The sequence below is a fragment of the Marinobacterium arenosum genome (genome assembly GCF_019795155.1).
Lineage (GTDB): Bacteria > Pseudomonadota > Gammaproteobacteria > Pseudomonadales > Balneatricaceae > Marinobacterium_C > Marinobacterium_C arenosum.
On record NZ_JAILYN010000010.1, the window covers coordinates 78,810 to 98,574 of the forward strand.

General features: G+C 60.6%; 16 protein-coding genes. 9 read left to right on the plus strand and 7 right to left on the minus strand.

Annotated elements, in window-relative coordinates:
• Window positions 1–75 precede the first annotated feature (75 nt).
• On the plus strand, window positions 76–717 hold the full coding sequence (locus tag K6T12_RS06890) for an NAD(P)-dependent oxidoreductase (protein ID WP_222220809.1): 642 nt from the start codon (window positions 76–78) through the stop codon (window positions 715–717).
• An 800-nt stretch (window positions 718–1,517) separates the two neighbouring features.
• Window positions 1,518–3,320, plus strand: coding sequence for a sensor domain-containing diguanylate cyclase (locus tag K6T12_RS06895; RefSeq protein ID WP_222220811.1), 1,803 nt, complete (start codon window positions 1,518–1,520; stop codon window positions 3,318–3,320).
• Between the two features lie 114 nt (window positions 3,321–3,434).
• On the opposite strand, the gene K6T12_RS21920 is transcribed toward K6T12_RS06895, so the two are convergent.
• The 5 genes from K6T12_RS21920 to K6T12_RS06920 all read right to left on the minus strand — a co-directional run bounded on the left by K6T12_RS21920 (window position 3,435) and on the right by K6T12_RS06920 (window position 8,970).
• Complete coding sequence (locus tag K6T12_RS21920) at window positions 3,435–3,599, minus strand: hypothetical protein (protein ID WP_449288529.1); 165 nt, start codon at window positions 3,597–3,599, stop codon at window positions 3,435–3,437.
• A 400-nt stretch (window positions 3,600–3,999) separates the two neighbouring features.
• Window positions 4,000–5,718, minus strand: a complete 1,719-nt coding sequence (locus K6T12_RS06905) for a proline--tRNA ligase (protein WP_222220813.1) — start codon at window positions 5,716–5,718, stop codon at window positions 4,000–4,002.
• A 104-nt stretch (window positions 5,719–5,822) separates the two neighbouring features.
• Window positions 5,823–6,647, minus strand: coding sequence for a mechanosensitive ion channel family protein (locus K6T12_RS06910; RefSeq protein WP_222220815.1), 825 nt, complete (start codon window positions 6,645–6,647; stop codon window positions 5,823–5,825).
• A gap of 32 nt (window positions 6,648–6,679) precedes the next feature.
• Window positions 6,680–7,174, minus strand: a complete 495-nt coding sequence (locus K6T12_RS06915; RefSeq protein WP_222220817.1) for a DUF523 domain-containing protein — start codon at window positions 7,172–7,174, stop codon at window positions 6,680–6,682.
• A gap of 233 nt (window positions 7,175–7,407) precedes the next feature.
• Window positions 7,408–8,970 carry a methyl-accepting chemotaxis protein gene (locus K6T12_RS06920; protein WP_222220819.1) on the minus strand — a complete coding sequence of 521 codons (1,563 nt, stop codon included), beginning with the start codon at window positions 8,968–8,970 and terminating at the stop codon, window positions 7,408–7,410.
• A gap of 309 nt (window positions 8,971–9,279) precedes the next feature.
• Here K6T12_RS06920 and K6T12_RS06925 point away from each other — a divergent pair, with 309 nt between their 5' ends.
• From K6T12_RS06925 to K6T12_RS06950, 6 genes are read left to right on the plus strand one after another with little or no spacing between them, the layout of a single operon-like run.
• On the plus strand, window positions 9,280–10,437 hold the full coding sequence (locus K6T12_RS06925; RefSeq protein WP_222220821.1) for an acyl-CoA dehydrogenase family protein: 1,158 nt from the start codon (window positions 9,280–9,282) through the stop codon (window positions 10,435–10,437).
• Window positions 10,438–10,457: 20 nt separating this feature from the next.
• Window positions 10,458–11,603 (plus strand): CaiB/BaiF CoA transferase family protein, encoded by a 1,146-nt coding sequence (locus K6T12_RS06930; RefSeq protein ID WP_222220823.1) that lies wholly within the window; start codon window positions 10,458–10,460, stop codon window positions 11,601–11,603.
• A gap of 60 nt (window positions 11,604–11,663) precedes the next feature.
• The gene (locus tag K6T12_RS06935; protein ID WP_222220825.1) at window positions 11,664–13,316 is read left to right on the plus strand and encodes an AMP-binding protein; all 1,653 of its coding nucleotides are present in this window, start codon (window positions 11,664–11,666) and stop codon (window positions 13,314–13,316) included.
• Between the two features lie 13 nt (window positions 13,317–13,329).
• The gene (locus tag K6T12_RS06940; protein ID WP_222220827.1) at window positions 13,330–13,770 is read left to right on the plus strand and encodes a PaaI family thioesterase; all 441 of its coding nucleotides are present in this window, start codon (window positions 13,330–13,332) and stop codon (window positions 13,768–13,770) included.
• Window positions 13,770–14,189, plus strand: a complete 420-nt coding sequence (locus K6T12_RS06945; protein ID WP_222220829.1) for a PaaI family thioesterase — start codon at window positions 13,770–13,772, stop codon at window positions 14,187–14,189. Before K6T12_RS06940 ends, K6T12_RS06945 begins: the two co-directional genes overlap by 1 nt.
• On the plus strand, window positions 14,189–14,992 hold the full coding sequence (locus K6T12_RS06950; RefSeq protein ID WP_222220830.1) for an alpha/beta fold hydrolase: 804 nt from the start codon (window positions 14,189–14,191) through the stop codon (window positions 14,990–14,992). The genes K6T12_RS06945 and K6T12_RS06950 overlap by 1 nt, the downstream gene beginning before the upstream one ends.
• 173 nt (window positions 14,993–15,165) lie before the next feature.
• Here K6T12_RS06950 and K6T12_RS06955 read toward each other — a convergent pair whose 3' ends face one another.
• Window positions 15,166–15,771 carry a response regulator transcription factor gene (locus K6T12_RS06955; protein WP_222220832.1) on the minus strand — a complete coding sequence of 202 codons (606 nt, stop codon included), beginning with the start codon at window positions 15,769–15,771 and terminating at the stop codon, window positions 15,166–15,168.
• 15 nt (window positions 15,772–15,786) lie between these two features.
• Window positions 15,787–17,301: a PAS domain-containing sensor histidine kinase gene (locus K6T12_RS06960; RefSeq protein WP_222220834.1), complete on the minus strand. Its 1,515-nt coding sequence runs from the start codon at window positions 17,299–17,301 to the stop codon at window positions 15,787–15,789.
• Window positions 17,302–17,839: 538 nt separating this feature from the next.
• Here K6T12_RS06960 and K6T12_RS06965 point away from each other — a divergent pair.
• Window positions 17,840–19,483, plus strand: a complete 1,644-nt coding sequence (locus K6T12_RS06965; RefSeq protein WP_222220836.1) for an acyl-CoA synthetase — start codon at window positions 17,840–17,842, stop codon at window positions 19,481–19,483.
• Window positions 19,484–19,765: the final 282 nt, after the last annotated feature.

The window sequence follows — 19,765 nt, forward strand, 5'->3', positions numbered from 1 at the left end:
AGCAAACGGTTGACGATCTACTTATCTTCGTGTCAAGATAAATATATCTTGAATTCAAGGCAAAAGGAGATGGTGATGAAAGTTCTAGTACTCGGCGCAACAGGGAATATCGGTGGCCATATTCTGGCAGAAGCGTTAACACGCGGTCATGAACTGACCGTCCTCATCCGCGAGGCCAGTAAAGCCGAAACCTTGCCTTCAGGTGTGAAAGCCGTGGTCGGCGACATTGATACGTTGGACGCAAATGGCGATCTGCTCAGTCAACAGGATGTGGTCATTGCCGCGGTTCGGCCACCGCAAGGACAGGAGACGCTGCTGGTTGAGATGACCGACAAGCTGCTCAAGGTGACAGACAAGCACAAAGTGCGCCTGGTTCTGTCGGGTGGCGCTGGCGGCCTGCTGTCGCCCAAGGCGGATCAGCGACGCCTGATTGATGATCCGGATTACGTTGGCCCTGGCTGGAAAGAGATCGCCATTGCTTGCGCAGAGCAGCTGACCCATTGCCAGGATAGCGGGTTCTCGCACTGGACTTACTTAGCACCCGCTGCCTTTATTGGTGGTACGGAAAAACTAGGCCAGTTCCGGATCGGCACTGATACGCTGGTCACAGATGAGAAAGGGCAATCAAAGATTTCATTGCCAGATTTAGCCACAGCACTAATAGATGAAGTCGAGGTACCACAGTTTAACGGGGCCTGCTTCACCGTTGCTTATTAGGGTGCTGCCATCAGGGCAAGCTCGCCATGAGGCACAATAATAGATGCCAGTGCACTGCACTGGCTTTTTTGATTCGTCCGCAGACTTATCTGCGACGTCACCTGTCCATTCTTCATCGGCGGTGACCGCCGGCCAAGTCTTTCAATTGTGAACGAAGGTTAGAAACTTTTTCTGAGGTGCAAACTACGGCTTGGTTTGGTACAGAATCATAGCTACGGACCACAGCCCAATGGCTCCCAGTGGGCCGCTGAGCACCGTTGCCGGTGATGAGGCGATCGCCAGTATTCCTATAATAGGATGCCCCGAGGCCATGATGATCAGGCCCGGTCCGATGAATACCAGCAGGATCAGATATGCTCCTAAGTCCATGTCGCCCCTCTTGTTTGCAGGTTCAGTCAAGGTAGTGAATCTGTATAGCAGGAATGACTACTCAGCCAATATAGCTCGACGTCAATTGTCTTTTCGTCCTTCAATCTGGCCGACTCGCTGGTCGTTGATTCGGTCTCTCTGGACTGCTTACTCTGCCTTCGCCTGCCTCTGTTCAGCCCCGCCTCGCTAGTAAATGACACCTTGGTATGGTACTGGTAGTCGGGCATCGGCTGCGTTATTGAACACCTGTTCCGAGTAAGGTTTTAGGGCTGCGTCTTGCCATCCGTTCTGCCGCCGTCCGATGAGTGCGAATCCGATAGAGCCGTAAAGCCGAACTTGGGTGTGGGGCTGTCAGTATCAGTAGCGGACGCCTGCCCGATGTTGTAAGTCAGGAAGAGTGAAGTTTGTTCCCGAGAAGCATAATAACAACGTTGATACTCAAGGTCGTTGTGGCGGTCACGCTGACAATCGGCGTGGTGGGTTTTCTCTGGATAGAGAGCGAGTACGAGACGCTGGCCCGGGATAACCAGCGGCTTGCCGAGGAATATCATCAGGAACAGAAATGGTTGATGCGCGCCGAGGTACTGCGCGTGCGCGATCATCTGCTCCGCCAGAAAGTATCGGCGGAGGGGGAGTTGGAGGCACAGCTGCAGCGACGGGTATCCGATGCTTATGAAATAGCCATGGGGATCTATCGTCAGTACCGGGGCCAGCTGGCGGACGGGGAGATCCAGCAGCGTATCATCGATGCACTTCGCTACCACCGCCTCAGCGCCGAGCGCAGCTACTACTTTATCGATTCGCTGGACGGTGTCGGCGTGCTGTATCCGCCGAACCCTGCGACAGAGGGCCGTCCTATCGTTGAGTCCTTTGGCGACGACGGGTTGAGCCTGTTTGATGAGATGTGGCGGCTGGTGCAGCAGCGGGGGGAGGGGTTTATCCATTATGAGTGGCCCCGCCCCGATGGCGGCGATCGTCGCCATAAGAAGTACAGCTACGTCAAACTCTTCGAGCCGTACGGTTGGATCATTGGTAGCGGCGATTATCTTGAATCCTTCGAAAAAAAGATGCGTGAGAAGATCTTCCGGGATATTGCCCAGGTATCCTATGGCGCCAACAACGAAGGTTACTTCTTCATCAACTCCTATCAGGGAGATCTGTACCTGACCAACGGCCAGTATTTTGGCGGTAGCAAAAATATCTGGCACGTCGAGGACGCGCGCGGTGAGAAGGTGGTGCAGGAGAACGCACGTATCGCCCGTACGCAGCTGGGAGGGGGCTACAACCGCTATTTCTGGAACAAGCTAAACGGCGAAACGGCGGAAAAGATCGCTTTTGTGATCGGCATGGACGAGTGGCAGATATTTATCGGCACAGGGGCCTATCTGGACACCATTACCGAGGAGATCGCACGCCGTGATGCCGCTCTCCAGCAGCGGGTCCACGAGCGGGTACGTGCGGCCGTCGCCGTGTTGTTGCTGGCCTTTCTGCTGATCGGTCTGCTGGCCTATTTTATCGGCCGCAAATTGGCCGGGAACTTCCGCCTGTTCCAGTCCTCTTTCGATAGCGCCGTGGACAACGGTATCTGCATCGATGAACACAACGTCCATTTCGAGGAGTTCAAGCGCCTGGCACGCAGTGCCAACGGCATGATTAAGCGGCTGAACCGGCAAGCGGAGGCATTACGTCATAGTGCCAGTCATGATGCGTTGACGGCGCTACCCAACCGGGTTAACGGAACGGGCCATTTGAACGCGATGCTGCATCGTGCCGCTGATAAGAGATCCATGTTGGCAGTGCTGTTTGTCGATCTGGATAACTTTAAGGAGGTCAACGATACCTTCGGGCACGCGACGGGCGATCACTTGCTGCGCGAAGTGGCGGAGCGGCTGCGAAAAGTGGTTCGTGAGGAAGACCAGGTGGTACGCCTGGGCGGTGATGAATTTATTATTACCACCGGCTTTTTGCATCGCGCGCACGATGCTGAAGTGATTGCTGCAAAAGTGCAGGCTGTTTTTGCCAGCCCTTTCAGGCTGGCGCAGCGGAATTTTTACGTGACGGCCAGTATCGGTGTTGCGGTTTCGCCCGAAGGCGGTCGTTCTGCCGGGGCATTGCTGCACAATGCGGATGTGGCGATGTACCGGGCCAAGAGCCTTGGCAAGAACGCATACTTTGTTTTTGACAGTACCCTGGCGGATGACCTGTCACAGCAGCTGGAAACGACGGAGCCTTGAGAGTCTGGTTGGCCCGGGTGCTTATCTAATCGGGCAGTAGGAACTTTTGAGGTCGGGTGATAGACCGCAATACTCGGTGCTCAAGTGACCGGGGCGGTGATTGTCGGGCTGACTTCAGTTGGCTTGTGGCTGGGCGGTACGGTTTGCAGCAGTCAGATGTCGGTGGAGCGCAAGGCCGGTAACCAGCGCCGCGAAGCCCATCGCGATCGGTGTCGCCAGTGCTGCACCGTTCATACCGTACAGGGGGATCAGCCACAGCTTGCAGGCGGCATCGATCATTCGGGTAGCTGCGCCGATCAGAACCACCAGGCCGCCACGATTGGTATACTGCAGCCAGCTGGAGGAGAAGGCCGCCAGCGCCCACAGGCGCCGACGCTTAACTTTCCAAGCGCTCCCCTGTAGCAGCGGGCTCCGACCGCGACGGGTCGGTGTAGTCCGCCGCCTGTCGCCCGCGGAGCGGGCTGCTACGGCTGAATCCGCGGCCTTTTGCCGCTTGAAACTTACCGCTCGCAGTTCCTCTGTGTGGCAGCGGGCTGTTTGTCACCTGAATCAGGGCGCTATAACGCTTAAGCAACTGGTTCGAGGCTCTTCCCTCTAAAGCGCGATGATCCATAAAAAATCCATAAAAAAGGGCCTGTCGCTGACAGGCCCTTGTTGTTAGAACGTGGAAGCATGCGGTTTAGTTGGTCAGCTTGCCCTTGACGAAGTCGATGATCTGGTCGATCGCCACTTCGGTCTTGTCTTCGTCACGACGGCCCTTGTACTCCAGAGAGCCAGCCTGGATGCCGCGGTCGGAGATCACCACTCGGTGGGGAATGCCGATCAGTTCCATATCGGCGAACTTGACTCCCGGACGTTCCTTGCGGTCGTCCAGCAGCACGTCGATGCCGGCGGCGGTCAGTTCGGCGTACAGTTTGTCGGATAGCGCGCGTACTTCGTCGAATTTCTCGTAGTTCAGCGGTACCAGGGCGACGGTGAACGGCGCCAGCGCCTCCGGCCAGATGATGCCGCGCTCGTCGTGGTTCTGCTCGATGGATGCGGCCACTACGCGGGTGACACCGATGCCGTAGCAGCCCATATCCATCACCACGCTCTTGCCGTTCTCGTCCAGCACGGTGGCATTCATCGCTTGGGAGTATTTCTGGCCCAGTTGGAAGATGTGGCCCACTTCGATACCGCGCTTGATGCTCAGGGTACCCTTGCCGCACGGGCTCGGATCGCCATCTTTTACGCTGCGCAGGTCGGCCACTTTCGGGGTGGCAACGTCGCGCTCCCAGTTGATGCCGAAGTAATGCTTGCCTTCGATGTTGGCGCCGGCGCCGAAGTCGGACATCTTCTCGACGGTACGGTCGATGATGCACGGGATCGGCAGATTGACCGGGCCAAGAGAGCCGGGGCCGGCGCCGATCAGCGCGCGAATCTCATCTTCGGTCGCCATGGTCAGCGGCTCGGCCACTTCCGGCAGTTTCTCCGCCTTGATCTCGTTCAGTTCGTGGTCGCCGCGTACCAGCAGGGCGACGAAATCAGCCTCGCACTCTTCGGAGGCGCGCACGAACAGGGTCTTGACGGTTTTCTCGATCGGCAGCTTGAACTGCTCAACCAGCGCGGCGATGGTTTTGGCGTTCGGCGTATCGACCAGGGTCATCTCCTGGCTCGGCGCCGGGCGCTCGCCGGCCGGAGCCAGCGCTTCCGCCATCTCGACATTGGCGGCGTAATCGCTTTGGTCGGAGAAGGCGATATCATCTTCGCCCGAGGAGGCCAGTACGTGGAACTCCTGGGAAGTGGCGCCGCCGATCGAGCCGGAGTCGGCGATTACCGACCGGAAATCCAGCCCCATTCGGGTAAAGATGCTGGTGTAGGTCTGATGCATGACATCATAGGTCGCCTGCAGAGACTCCTGGCCTATGTGGAAGGAGTAGGCGTCCTTCATGATGAACTCGCGCGAGCGCATCACGCCGAAGCGCGGCCGGATCTCATCGCGGAACTTGGTCTGGATCTGGTAGAAGTTGGCTGGCAGCTGCTTGTAGCTTTTTACCTCGCGGCGGATCAGGTCGGTGATCACCTCTTCATGGGTCGGGCCAACGCAGAATTCGCGGTCGTGGCGATCGTGCATGCGCAGCAGTTCGGGGCCGTATTGCTCCCAGCGGCCGGATTCCTGCCACAGTTCGGCCGGCTGCACCGCCGGCATCAGGACTTCCTGGGCCCCGGATTTGTCCATCTCTTCACGGACGATGCGTTCGGCCTTGCGCAGGGTGCGCAGGCCCATCGGCAGCCAGGTGTACAGGCCGGCGGCCAGTTTGCGGATCATGCCGGCACGCAACATCAGCTGGTGGCTGATCACTTCCGCGTCGGACGGGGTCTCTTTCAGGGTGGAAATCAGGAATTGGCTCGCTCGCATAGATCCGGGGTCCCATCAATGGAATTACGAAAACCACACATTCTAGGCGCGGCCATGGCGCCGGACAAGTGTGGCAACTGCCGAAATGCGTCCTTTGCGGACGCTTAGCCGGCCTGCTTCAGGGTAACTTCACGCTGCGGGAACGGAATCTCCACCCCCTGGCCGCGGAATGCCTGATAGACGGCGCCGTTGACCTGGTATTGCAGCTCGAAATAGCGCTGGGTCGGCAGCCAGTAGCGGTAGCCGATATTGACCGAGGAGTCACCGAAGCCCTCGATGCCGATCTGCGGCAACGGCTCGCTGGCCACCTCGGGGGTATTGGCCAGTACCTGGCGGACCAGCTCGATCGCCAACTGCGGGTCGGCGCTGTAGCTGATACCGATGCTGGCTTCGACCACCTTGTATTGGAACGAGTTGGTGATCACCTCGCCGACGATATGCTTGTTTGGGATGGTGATCCGCTCGCCGTCCTCGCTGGACAGCACCGTGTAGGCCAGCCGGATCTCGTCGACCACCCCGGTCAGGCCGTTGATGCTGATGGTGTTGCCGATCACGAACGGGCGGGTCAACACGATGGTGAAACCGGCGCCGTAGTTGGAGAACACCCCCTGCAACGCCAACCCCACGCTCAGTGAGACTGCACCGATGGCGGCGACGAAGGGGGCGATGCTGATACCGAACTTGCCGAGGCAGATCACCAGCACCATGGCGATCACCAGCAGCCGCACGCAGTTGGCGATGAACATGCTGAGGGTGATGTCGATCTGGTTGCGCTGACAGATGCGCAGCGTCAGGTTGTTCATCCAGCGGGCGACGATCAGGCCGAGCAGGAAGATGATGATCGCGCCGATCACCTGAAAGCTGTAGTTGACGAAAAATTCGGTGATCAGCCTGTACAGGCGGGCGACGGTTTCCAGTTCCTGTTCCATCGGAAATCTCGGCTAGCAGTGGTTTGCAGGGCTCAGCCGGCGGCGGCCTCCTGGAGGTCGGCGTCCTGCTGCTCGACGAATTTGAACAGCGCATCCAGCTGGGTTTCGTTGAAGACCGGTATGCCGGCACGGATCAGCTCGCCGGCGGCCAGACCGCTGCCGGGCCGCAGTTGCTTGTTGAAGCTGCCGTCGTAGACGCGGTCGTTGCCGCAGGACGGGCTTTTGGCCTTCATCAGCGCGCAGCATACATCATTGCCGAGGGCGTATTCGAGGGTTCGTTCGGCACCGAGCAGAAATTCCGGCGTCACATCGGTACCGTCGGAGGTGGTGATCAGGATCGGGAACTGGGATTGGGTCTCGGCCGGGTTGCGTGGGATCGACAGGCCGCCCGCCATCTCCGGGCAGATCGCCAGCAGTCGTCCCTCGGCGCGCCACCGCTTGATGGTGGGGTGGTCGAGCAGGCTGTGCTGGCCGTCATAACGTACCGGTTCGCCGTCAAGGCATGCGCTGATCAGGATCTTCTTCATTATTGTTATTCTACAGTCTGCAGCGTTAAAAGGCGGGTAGCGGGCACACCCTGGCGCCATAGCAATCAGAGATGGGCGCCGGATACTGAACGAAGCCTGCTGACAGCTTCTCGCGATCCTGCGATTTCAGTGGGTCGGCCGGGCGTTACTCCATCTGCGCCCTGGCTCGCTACCTGAAAACGGCGCCCATTGTAATGTCTCCTCCCGTGGCCGCAACTGTTGCAGGTCAAAATTTAGTGCAGCAGCCGTTCGACCATCCGGCGTTGGCGCTGTGCCAGCTGTTCCGCCTGGCGGTTGATAGTCAGCGTATCGCCGGCCATCTCGGCGACCCGGTCGGCCACCGTGCTGATCGATTGGATCTGCTGGTTGATCGACTGGGTGGCGCCGCTCTGTTGCTCGACGGCGCTGGCGATACGCAGCGCCAACTCGCTGATCTGGTCGACGCCGGCGACGATGCCTTGCAGGCTGTCACCGGTCTGATTGATGCTGCCGATGCTGCGTTCGCTGATCTCGCGGCCTCGTTGCATCGCTTCGGTTATCCGGCCGGTTTCGTGGCGCAGGTTGTCGATCTTGAGGCCGATCTCCTCGGTGGAGGTCTGGGTGCGTTTGGCCAGTTGGCGCACCTCGTCGGCCACCACCGCGAAGCCGCGACCGTTTTCGCCGGCGCGGGCCGCCTCGATGGCGGCGTTCAGCGCCAGCAGGTTGGTCTGTTCGGCGATCCCCTTGATCACGTCGAGAATATCGCCGATCTCGTTGCTGCTGCGTTGCAGGTTGACCAGCCGCTGGTCGATCTGTTGCATCGCCTGGCCCATCTCGCCGACGCTGGTCAACGCCTGCGCCATGACATCCGAGCCGGCATGCGCCGTCTGCTGCATCTGGTTGGCTTCAATGGCGGCGGCGTGGGTATCGTTGGCCACAGCGGCGGTGCTGCTGGTCATCTGCTCGATTGCGCTGGCGATCTCGGTCAGTGCGTTCTGCTGGCGTTGAATCTCTGTACAGGTGCCCTCCATCACCGCCATCGAGCGGCTGGCGCTGCCGGACACCGCGCCGGAGGTGTCCTGGATACGGCGCAGGATGGCGTCCAGTTGCAGTTGCTGCATCCGCAGGGCCAGCTGCAGTTGGCCGATATCGTTGTTGCTGCCGATGTAGATCAGCTGCTTGATCGGATGGTCGACCAGTTGCCGGCTCTGTGCGACCAGTCGATTGAAACGACGGCAGATCAGCTGGACGCCCAGCGGCGTCAGCAGGCCGCTGACCGTTGCTGCGGCGACTCCGCTCCAGCCCAAGATCAGGGCGCCGGTTACCAGCCAGGGCAGCAGCATCAGCAACGACCACAGCTGAAGCCGGCCGGGCAGACTGATCTGCGGCACCTTCAGTTGATGGGGTGTGCGGCCCTGGTTTCGCAGCCGGTAGATAGCCTCGGCACGCTGCTGGGCGCCGCTGTCCGGCAGGCGGAAGATCCATTGCAGCTCCACCACCTTGCCCTGGTCGAGAATCGGGATTACGTAGCTGTCCAGCCACAGCGGCTGGCCGCCGCGAGTCTGCTGCATCAGCATGCCCATCCACGGGTGGCCCGCTCCGACGGTCTGGCTCAGGTCCTTATGCGGGCCATCGGGCATATCCTGATGACGCAGTTGGTCGACGGAGCGGACGGTCAGCTCGTCGGCGGAGTAGCCGCTAAGCCGGCAGTAGTCTTCGCTGGCGTAGCGGATTGCGCCGTCCGGTTCGGTGGCCAGGATCAGCGTCTGGTTGCTGTCTTGGCGATCTGATTGTTGAAGGCGGCTGTGTTGCTGCATCCGATAGTTTCCCTTTACTGGCTCCTTAAAGTGACAGCTGGTGTAGCAGGATTCGGGCCATGCCGCCGGGCCCTGTCGAGTGCCGATAATCCAGTGCCTTAGGGGCGTTCAGCGGCTTGGGTAGTTGATTATTTGCTGAATATTGCATGGGCCGGAAGCGGGCATGGTTGATCAATTGATTGACCGGCGGTTGCCGGACTATTAGACGGATTGCTTAGATAATTACGTTAACGTCAACGTAATTTATGGTTTACCTGTTGGGGCGAATCGGTTACAAATTGGGGTAAACCCTAATTCGGAGTTTCCCTAATGGATCTGTCCCTGACCGAAGAACAAAGCCTGATTCAGGAAACCGCCAAACGTTTCGCGGAAACCGAACTGGCGCCGGTCGCCGCCGAGGTCGATCGCAACGCCGACCACGGCATCGTTATCGAGAACTGCCGCAAGCTGGCGGAACTGGGCTTCATGGGCCTGAATATCGATGGTGAGTACGGCGGCAGCGAAGCCGGTGCGGTCTCCTTCAGCCTGGCCATTACCGAAATTGCCAAAGCCTGCGCGTCGACCGCGGTGTCGATGTCGGTGACCAACATGGTGGCCGAGGTGATCCAGGCCAAGGGCACCGAACAGCAGAAGCAACAGTACCTGCCGAAGATCTGCAGCGGCGAATATGCCGCCGGCAGCTTCTGCCTGACCGAATCGGGCGCCGGTTCCGACCCGGCGTCCATGCGCGCCCGTGCCGAGAAGACCGCCAGCGGCTGGAAGATCAACGGCACCAAGCAGTGGATCACCAGCGCCGAGTTTGCCGGCGTTTTCGTGGTCTGGGCGGTGAGCGACCCTGAGGCACCGAAAGGCAAGGGGATCACCTGCTTCCTGGTGCCGGCCGATGCCAACGGGATCAGCGTGGCGCCGGCCGAGCACAAGATGGGCCAGTGCGGCTCGGCCACCAACGAGGTGCATTTCGAGGATGTCGAGGTGCCGGACGACGCGGTACTGGGCCAGGTCAATGACGGCTTCCGGCTGGCGGTGGCCGAACTGGCCGGCGGTCGGATCGGTATCGGCTCACTGGCGCTGGGTATCGGTTTGGCGGCGATGGACTACGCCACCGGTTACATCCTGGAGCGCAAGCAGTTCGGCAAGCCGCTGGCTGATTTCCAGGGCCTGCAGTGGATGCTGGCCGACCGCTGCACCGAGCTGGAAGCGGCCCGTTTGCTGCTGATGAGTGCCGCCGATCGCAAGGATCGCGGCCTGCCGTTCGCCAAGGAGGCGTCGATGGCCAAGCTGTTCGCCAGCGAGAAGGCCAACCAGGCCTGCTACAGCGCGCTGCAGATGCTCGGCGGTTACGGCTATATGCGCGAGTACCCGCTGGAGCGGATGAGCCGCGATGTGCGAATTACCTCGATCTACGAGGGTACCTCCGAGGTGCAGCGGTTGATCATCGCCCGCGAAATCCTGCGCGAGCACGGTTGAGTCTAATTGGGAACCTGAATATGCAACCACTGGCCGGACTGAAAGTTCTCGATCTGTCGACCCTGCTGCCGGGGCCCTACGCCAGCCTGTTGCTGGCGGATCTGGGCGCCGAGGTATTGCGGGTCGAATCGCCGTCGCGGCCTGATTTGGTGCGAGAGATGACACCGCGGATCGACGGCCAGTCGGCTGCCTTCGGTTACCTGAACCGCGGCAAGCGGTCGCTGGCGCTGGATCTGAAGCATCCTGACGCCAAAGCGGTGATCCAGCGACTGGTGGCGGAGTACGACATCCTGGTCGAGCAGTTCCGGCCCGGCGTGATGGCGCGGTTGGGGCTGGATTACGACAGCCTGGCCGAGCTCAACCCGAAGCTGATCTACTGCTCGATCACCGGCTACGGCCAGAGCGGGCCCTACCGTGACCGGGCCGGACACGATATCAACTTCCTGGCGCTGTCCGGTGTCGCCAGCCATATGGGCCGTAAGGCGGAGGGACCCGCGCCGCTCGGTATCCAGGTGGCCGATGTTGCGGCCGGCTCCCATCCGGCGGTGATCGGCATCCTGGCGGCGGTGATCGAACGTGGCCGCACCGGCTGCGGGCGGCAGATCGACATCTCGATGGCCGACAATGCCTTCGCCCTGCAGGCGCTGCTGGCGCCGGGCGCACTGAACGGCGAGCCTGATCCGCAGGCCGAAAGCCATTTCCTCAACGGCGGTGGTTTCTATGACTTCTATCGAACCCGCGACAACCGCTATATGGCGGTGGGCAGCCTGGAACCGCATTTCCGGCAGCGGCTGATCGAGGCGCTCGGCCAGCCGGAGCTGGCGGTGCTGAATGATGCCGAACTGAAAACGGCGCTGGCCGAGCTGTTCGCCCGGCAGGATTTCGATCACTGGTGCCGTTGTTTCGCCGAGGTCGACGCCTGCGTCGAGCCGGTGCTCGGGATCAGTGAGGCGGCGCAGCACCCGCAATTCGTTCAGCGGGGGCTGATCGGCACCGGTGCCGGTGGTGAGCGCCAGATCGGCTGTGCAATTCGTTTTACCGATCAGCAGGAACAACCCTCTGAACCGGCTCCCAGGCTGGGGCAGCATAACGACGAAGTGATGCGCCAGCTGGGCTATACGGCGGCCGAAATAACGGAATTTAGCAGTGCGGGCCTGTTCGGTTGAACCGGCGCACAGCACGAATAACAAGACGAATAACAACGATAACGGATGAGAGAACAAGCGATGACGACACAGAACTATCAGCAATTCTACGATCAGTTCGAGCCGGCCATGATCGAGCAGAAGCTGCTCGGCTCGCTCGAACAGGGCTTCAATGTCTGCGAGGAGATCTGCGACCGTTGGGCTGAAGATGAAAGCCGACTGGCACTGCGCTATGAAGGGGTCGAGCGCGCGGCATCCGACCATACCTTTGCCGAGCTGAAGCGTCGTTCCGCCCAGTTCGCCAACTTCCTGACCAGCCAGGGGATCGGCAAGGGCGACCGGGTCGCCGCGCTGCTGCCACGTACCCCGGAATTACTGGTAGTGATCCTCGGCACCTTGCGTGCCGGTGCGGTCTACCAGCCGCTGTTCACCGCCTTCGGTGCGGGCGCCATCGAATACCGGCTGGGCACCGCCGGTACCAAACTGGTGCTGACCGATCCGGCCAACCGCATGAAGCTGGATGACGTCAAGGATTGCCCGACCAAGCTGCTGGTCAACCGTGATCAGGCTGACGCCAAGTACGCCGGTGATCTGGATTTCGAAACCGAGATGGCCAAGCAGTCCGACCAGTTCGAGCCGGTACGGATCGGCGCTGAAGAACCGTTCCTGCAGATGTTCACCTCCGGTACCGTCGGCAAGGCCAAAGGCGTGGCGGTGCCGGCCCGTGCCTTGCTGTCGTTCTATGTCTACATGCGTTACGCGATCGGCCTGCGGCCGGACGACACCTACTGGAACGTCGCCGATCCGGGCTGGGCGTACGGCCTGTACTATGCGGTGGTCGGCCCGCTGCTGCTGGGTAATACCACCCACTTCAACGAGCACGGCTTCACGCCGGAATCCACCTACATGATGCTGCGCAAGTACCACATCACCAACCTGGCGGCGGCGCCGACCGCTTACCGGATGCTGATGGCCCATGACGACATCCTGTCGGACGGCGATAAGTTCGATCTGCGGGTGGCCAGCTCCGCTGGTGAACCGCTGAATCCGGAAGTGATCAGCTGGGTCGACAAGCGACTGGGCTGCCCGGTGATGGACCACTACGGCCAGACCGAGACCGGCATGACCGCCTGCAACCATCACGAGCTGGAGCAGAGCGTGGTGCGGGTAGGCTCGATGGGCTTCTCGATGCCGGGTCATCGGGTGGTGGCGCTGGATGGCGACTACAACGAGGTGGGTGAGGGCGAAACCGGCCAGCTGGCGGTGGATGTCGATAACTCGCCGCTGTTCTTCTTCCAGGGTTATACCTGGGGCGAGAAGAACCCGTTCCACGGCAAGTACTACCTGACCGGCGATGTGGTGATCAGCCACGGCGACGGCGGCTACTCCTTCGCCGGCCGTGATGACGATATCATCACCACCGCCGGTTATCGGGTCGGTCCGGCCGATGTCGAAAGTACCCTGCTGGAGCACGAAGCAGTGGCCGAATCCGGCGTGATCGGCAAGCCGGACCCGGAGCGCGGCTCGGTAATCAAGGCCTACGTGGTGCTGAAGTCGCAGTTCGACCCGAGCGACGAGCTGGCCGCCGAGCTGAAAACCCTGGTGCGCGAACGGCTGTCGACCCACGCCTTCCCGCGTGAGATCGAGTTCGTCCCGGAGCTGCCGAAGACACCGAGCGGCAAGATCCAACGCTTCATCCTGCGCAACAAAGCGCGCGAAGAAGCGGATTCCTGAGCGGGACGAGCGGATGGAGACGCTGAATCCCGAGTATGAAACGGAGGTGCGCCGGGTTTTTTCCGGTGCACCATTCATCCAGTCGCTGGGTGCCGAACTGGTCGAGTTCGCGCCCGGCTACTGCCGCAGCCGGATCCAGATCGACCCGCATCATCAGCAGCAGGATGGCTTCATTCACGCCGGCGTGCAGGCCACCCTGGCCGATCATACCGCCGGCACCGCTGCGGCGACGTTGATTCCGGCCGGCAAGCGGGTGCTGACCGCCGAGTTCAAGATCAACCTGCTGCGTGCCGCGCAGGGGCGCTTGCTCTGTTGCGAGGCGACGGTATTGAAGCCGGGCCGTACGTTGATCGTCGCTGAAGCGGAGGTGTACGCTCAGCAGGCGCAACGGCAACTGGTGGCCAAGGCAACGGTGACCCTGGCGGTGGTCGATGTGGAGCGAGGAGGGAAGTGATGGACTTCGAAGCGATGCAGGGCTTCCTGACGGAGCATTTTCCGCAGGGCGAGCAGTATGGCGAGCTGTTGCAGCTGGGTGACGGTTGGGCGCTGATGAAACTGCCGGTCGATGACCAGCATCTGCGGCCCGGCGGTACGGTGTCGGGCCCGGCGATGATGGGGCTCGCAGACGTGGCGCTCTATGCGGCGCTGCTCAGCAAAATTGGTCCGGTGCCGCTGGCGGTGACCACCAATCTGAATATCAATTTCCTGCGCCGGCCGCGACCGGATGCCGATCTGCTGGCGCGGGCCAAGATGCTGAAGGTCGGTAAGCGGCTGGGTGTCGGCGAGGTCTACCTGTTCTCGGAAGGGGCGGAGGATGACCCGGTGGCCCATGCCACGCTGACCTATTCGATCCCGGAACCGGGGGCGCGTTGATGAGTATCCATTGGCGTGACGAACGACTGCTGCTGGACGATGGCACCGAGATCGGCTGCCGGTTCGGTGAGCAGCCCGGTGGCGAATCGAAACCGACGCTGGTGCTGTTGCACGAGGCGCTCGGCTGCATCGCGATGTGGAAGCAGTTTCCGCAGCGGTTGGCGGAGCGCACCGGTTGCAACGTTTTTATCTACGAGCGGCGTGGCTACGGCCGTTCGTCGCCGATCAACTTGCCGCGGCCGGACGATTACCTGGTCGAGGAGGGCCGTGACTGGCTGCCGCAGGTGCTGGCAGCGGCGGGCCTGGAGCGGGTGGTGCTGATCGGTCACAGTGACGGCGGTTCGGTGGCACTGGTCGGTGCCGCTCAGCAGCTGCCCTCCGTGGCCGGCCTGATCACCATGGCGGCGCATATCTACGTCGACGAGCTGTGCATTGCCGGCATCGTCGAGACGGGGGCGCGCTACCACAACAGCGACCTGCCGCAGCGGCTGGCGCGCTATCACGGTGAGCGTACCGATCTGCTGTTCCGTGCCTGGCACGAAACCTGGCTGCGCGACAGCTTTCAGCAAGCGCTGAGGCTGGAATCCTGGCTGGGCCGGATTCGCTGCCCGGCGTTGATCATGCAGGGCAGCGACGATCAATACGGCCTGCCAAAGCAGGTCGACGATATCTGCAGCGGCATCGGCGTGACAGCGAGCGGACTGTTTCTGCCCGGCTGCGGCCATATCCCGCACCTGGAGGCCGAAGCGGCCACGCTGGACGCGATCGAAACCTTCCTGGCTCAGCAGAACCTGCTGGGCTGAGCTAGCAGCCTGTCGGACTTAACACTAATCCACTGCGGAAAAACGGATATTGGTCATCTTTTCCGAACGATTTCGTTAAATAGCTCGCTATTCGCCTCAATCGTTCGAAAAATCTGCCTCAATCCCGCTTTCCCTCGCTACGATCGGTCAAGCCCGACAGGCTGCCAGGTTGATCAGTCGAGCCGGGTCGCCTTGTGGACCAGTTCCGGCAGGCTGTCGGCGCGCATCTTGCTCATTACCCGGGAGCGGTGCACTTCCACCGTTTTCGGGCTGATACCCAGCTCCTCGGCGATCTCGCGATTGGCCTTGCCGGATACCACCAGCGTCATCACCTCTTTTTCGCGCCGGCTGAGGGAGTCGTAGCAATCCAGGATGCTTTGCAGCTCCTGCTGTTCGCCGTGCATCGAGCGAGCCCGCTCCAGCCCCTGCCGCACCAGCCGCAGCAAGACTTCGTCGTCGAACGGCTTTTCGATGAAGTCCAGCGCGCCGTTCTTCATGGCGCTGACCGCCATCGGAATATCGCCGTGGCCGGAGATCACGATGATCGGCAGTTGGATGCCGCGCTCGTTCATGATCTGCTGCAGCGCCAGGCCGTTGATCTCCGGCATCCGCACATCCAGCAGCATGCAACCGACTTCGCCCCGGTAGCGGTCGAGAAATTCATGGGCGGAGCTGAAGCCGACCACGTTCAGGTCGTCGGACTCCAGCAGCCACTGCATGGAGTCACGAAAATCGTCATCGTCATCCACGATGAAGACGGTTCCTGACGGATTTTGCACCTTGATTGATCCTTTTTACTTATCTTTTAGCGGCAGTTTCAGATGGAACTGGGTACCGGTCTTGCCGTCGCTTTCCGCCCATAGCTGGCCGCCATGGGTTTCGATAATGGTCCGCGAAATCGCCAATCCCATACCGAGGCCGGTCGATTTGGAGGTGTAGAACGGCTCGAACAGTTTGGCCAGTTCCTCCCGGTTGATGCCTTTTGCTTCATCTTCGACGGAGATATGGATATATCCGCCGGCGTTGCGGGACGAAATGATAACTGGACGGTAGCGTTTATCACAATCGCTATACGCTTCGATGGCATTTCGCATCAGGTTGAGCAATACCTGCTCGATCTGGATCTTGTCGGCCAGCAGCTTGGGATCGCTCTCGTCGAGCATGAATTCGAAGCTGATATTGTGGTCGATCGCCTCCTGGTACAGGAACCGGCTGACCTCGCGGCAGGCCTCGTTGACCGGGAACTCGATCCGCTGGAACTCGGTTTTCTTCACGAAGCTGCGCATCCGCCGCACGATCTCGGCTGCCCGCTTGGCCTGGCGGGTGATCAGCAGCATCGAGTTGGCGACGGTGTCGATATCGGTCAGCCCCTCGTCCAGCCGGCGCTGGGTGCCGCGGCAGTAGTTGAGGATCGCCGCCAGCGGCTGGTTGATCTCGTGCGCCAGCCCGGTGGCCATCTCACCGACCGACAGCAGGCGCGACATATGGGCCATCTCCAGCTGGTGCCGTTTGGCCTCCTCTTCGGCCTTGCGCTTGAGGGTGATATCGCGGCCGATGATCGAGTAGTACTCAACCTTCATGTTTTCGGTACGGTTGCGGTGGGCGATGATCTCGCGTACCTCGGCGGTCCGCTTCGGATTGGTGGGGATCTGCAGCGGGATGCTGCCGTACCAGGTGCCGTGATCGGCGGCGTGACTCAGCGCCGGCCGCACCAGCGAGGCCAGCAGTTCCTCGTCGAACAACTGGTCGAGGTAGAACACCACCGGGTTCTCCTTCTCGGTGCCCAGGGTGATATAGGCGGCTTCGTTCATGTAGGTCAGCTGCAATGTTTCGTGCTTGCAGAACATGATCATGTCCGAGGAAGCTTCCACCACCCGGGCCAGTCGGCGGGTGGCCTGCTGGGCCAGTTCGCGTTCGGTGACGTCGCGCGATACGCAGATGATCTCGACCGGCTCGCCGTGCTCGTCGCGGATCGTGCGGCTGGTGGTTTCCAGCCAGATATAGTGGCCGTTACGGTGGCGGTAGCGATAGACGTTGGTGTACATGCCGTGCCGGTAGCGCACCGACTTGGCCCGCTTGACCAGGTTATCGGCGTCTTCCGGGTGGAACAGGTCGTAGCCGGGGGTGCCGATGATCTCGTCGACGCTGTAGCCCAATACCCGTTCGACTGCCGGGTTGACGTCGATGTAGGTCCATTCGGGGGTGGCGGTATGGCGCGAGATCATATCGGTGGACTGCTCGGCCAGCAGCCGGTAGCGGTCGGCCTCCTCGCGGCAACGTTGCAGTTCGCTGTTAACGTCTTGATTCATGATATGTGCCTGTCGGGCACCGGCTGAGCCGGGTACGTCGGGTTTGTTATTGTTCAGTGATGGATTATCCAGGGCGCACTGTTGTGGAGGGTCCGGAACTGGCTAAGGGAAAACCCATCCTGTTGTTTGTTCCATGTCATCTTATGACTTTAGGCTAGGTTGTTTAATAAGGGGAAATACTTAGTATAGGTTTTGTCGGAGCTTAGGGAACCTGTGAATAAGTCCCTTATGTTCTCTGCGGGCTCTAGAACGGTCAGATGCACGAAAGGCAGCGCAGCGGAATGACGCGTCCTTTCCAAGCTGCCTGACAAAGCAGATGGCCGTTCTAGAACCCGCCCTCCGGGGCTGTCGGAGCAATCAGAGCTCTGCGTTAACGATTTTCGACGGACAACCAGTACGCCTGTAATCGTTGCCTTGATCTCTGATCGCTCCGACAGCCAGAGGCCCAAGGGACTTGTTCACAGGTTCCTTAGGGAGTCTGCGAATGAGTCCCTGGAGTCCGCGCAGGTCAACAACAATCCAGCAAAGGAATAACAACATGAGTTCAGCACACCACAGCCCCTATGCGCTGGGATTGGACCGGAATGAGGCCAATTTCGCGGCACTGACCCCGCTGAGTTTCATCGCCCGCAGCGCGGCGGTCTACCCTGGGCGTACCGCTGTCGTTCACAACGATCTCCGTCGCAGCTGGGCGGAAACCTATGCCCGTTGCCGTCGGCTGGCCAGCGCACTGCAGGCCAACGGCGTCGGTCAGGGTGAGACGGTCTCGGTGATCGCCCCCAATCTGCCGGAGGTGTTTGAAGCCCACTTCGGGGTGCCGATGGCCGGGGCGGTGCTGAACGCAATCAACATCCGGCTCGATGCCGAGGCGATCGCCTTTATCCTGCAGCATGCCGAAAGCAAGGTGGTGATCGTTGACCGGGAGTTTTCCGAGGTGGTTGGCCGGGCGCTGAAAATGCTGCCGCACAAGCCGCTGGTGGTCGATATCGACGACCCGAGCTATCAGGGCGGTGAACTGATCGGCGCGCTGGATTACGAGGCCTTTATTGCGCAGGGCTCGGCCGATTTCGACTGGCAGCCGCCGGCCGACGAGTGGGATGCGATCACCCTGAACTACACCTCCGGCACCACCGGCAACCCGAAAGGGGTGGTCTACCATCACCGGGGGGCGTACCTGAATGCGATGAGCAACATCGTCTCCTGGGATATGGGCCAGCACCCGGTTTACCTGTGGACATTGCCGATGTTCCACTGCAATGGCTGGTGTTTCCCCTGGAGTATCGCCGCGGCAGCCGGGGTCAGCGTATGCCTGCGTCATGTTCGCGACGAGGATATCTATAACCTGATCAAGTCCGAGCGGGTCAACCACTTCTGCGGCGCACCGATCGTACTGAATATGTTGAACAATGCACCGGACGAGATGAAAGCCGGTATCGAGCATCAGGTCAAGGTGATGACCGCCGGTGCGGCACCGCCGGCGGCGGTGATTCAGGGGATGGAAGCGATGGGCTTCTCGGTGACCCATGTCTATGGCCTGACCGAAACCTACGGACCGTCGGTGGTCTGTGCTTGGCACGAGGAGTGGGATGAGCAGCCGCTGGAGCAGCGTGCCCGGTTGAAGGCGCGCCAGGGGGTGCGGGCGCCGATGCTGGAGGGGCTGATGGTGGCCAATCCGAAGACCCTGGAGCCGGTGCCGCAGGATGGTCAGACGATGGGTGAGATCTTCATGCGCGGCAACCTGGTGATGAAGGGCTACCTGAAGAACCCGTCCACCACCGACGAATCGTTCGAGGGCGGTTGGTTCCACTCCGGCGACCTGGCGGTATGGCACGAAGACGGTTACATCGAGATCAAGGATCGCTCCAAGGATATCATCATTTCCGGCGGCGAGAACATCTCCAGCATCGAGGTGGAGGACGTGCTCTACCGCCATCCGGAGGTGATGGAGGCGGCGGTGGTCGCCAAACAGGATGACAAATGGGGCGAGGTGCCCTGTGCCTTTATCAAGTTGAAACCGGGCTCAAGCGTGGATGAGCAGGCGATCATCCAGTTCTGCCGCGACAACATGGCCCGCTTCAAGGCACCGAAACACGTCGTGTTCGGCGAACTGCCGAAAACCTCGACCGGCAAGATCCAGAAGTTCGTGCTGCGTAGCCAGGCGGACCAGCCTGACGAGGGCTGATCGACAGGGTGGGGCGGTTTTGCTGTTTCGCCCGGCTTACCCGGCAATAGGCAAGACTTGTAGGGTGGGCACGTTTGTTGTGCCCACGCGGCGATCGTCACCTGATGTGGATGTTTCCCGCTAATCCGCGAAGAACCGAAAATAAAGGGCGCCTGGGCGTAATGCCGATCAGTTAAGCTCTTTAACTTGCTGATCAGGCAAGAGAAAATCCGGAATCCATGTTAAGGGTTCCGGATTTTTTTATGCATTTCAGTCAGGCAGTGGATGCCATCTCTCGCGTTT

Coding starts and splice junctions, on each gene's coding strand:
- K6T12_RS06915 (WP_222220817.1), bottom strand. CDS start 7,174: ATGAAGAAGATCCTGATCAGCGCATGCCTTGACGGCGAACCGGTACGT.
- K6T12_RS06920 (WP_222220819.1), bottom strand. CDS start 8,970: ATGCAGCAACACAGCCGCCTTCAACAATCAGATCGCCAAGACAGCAAC.
- K6T12_RS06905 (WP_222220813.1), bottom strand. CDS start 5,718: ATGCGAGCGAGCCAATTCCTGATTTCCACCCTGAAAGAGACCCCGTCC.
- K6T12_RS06935 (WP_222220825.1), top strand. CDS start 11,664: ATGACGACACAGAACTATCAGCAATTCTACGATCAGTTCGAGCCGGCC.
- K6T12_RS06925 (WP_222220821.1), top strand. CDS start 9,280: ATGGATCTGTCCCTGACCGAAGAACAAAGCCTGATTCAGGAAACCGCC.
- K6T12_RS06890 (WP_222220809.1), top strand. CDS start 76: ATGAAAGTTCTAGTACTCGGCGCAACAGGGAATATCGGTGGCCATATT.
- K6T12_RS06910 (WP_222220815.1), bottom strand. CDS start 6,647: ATGGAACAGGAACTGGAAACCGTCGCCCGCCTGTACAGGCTGATCACC.
- K6T12_RS06950 (WP_222220830.1), top strand. CDS start 14,189: ATGAGTATCCATTGGCGTGACGAACGACTGCTGCTGGACGATGGCACC.
- K6T12_RS06965 (WP_222220836.1), top strand. CDS start 17,840: ATGAGTTCAGCACACCACAGCCCCTATGCGCTGGGATTGGACCGGAAT.
- K6T12_RS06940 (WP_222220827.1), top strand. CDS start 13,330: ATGGAGACGCTGAATCCCGAGTATGAAACGGAGGTGCGCCGGGTTTTT.
- K6T12_RS21920 (WP_449288529.1), bottom strand. CDS start 3,599: ATGATCGATGCCGCCTGCAAGCTGTGGCTGATCCCCCTGTACGGTATG.
- K6T12_RS06945 (WP_222220829.1), top strand. CDS start 13,770: ATGGACTTCGAAGCGATGCAGGGCTTCCTGACGGAGCATTTTCCGCAG.
- K6T12_RS06930 (WP_222220823.1), top strand. CDS start 10,458: ATGCAACCACTGGCCGGACTGAAAGTTCTCGATCTGTCGACCCTGCTG.
- K6T12_RS06960 (WP_222220834.1), bottom strand. CDS start 17,301: ATGAATCAAGACGTTAACAGCGAACTGCAACGTTGCCGCGAGGAGGCC.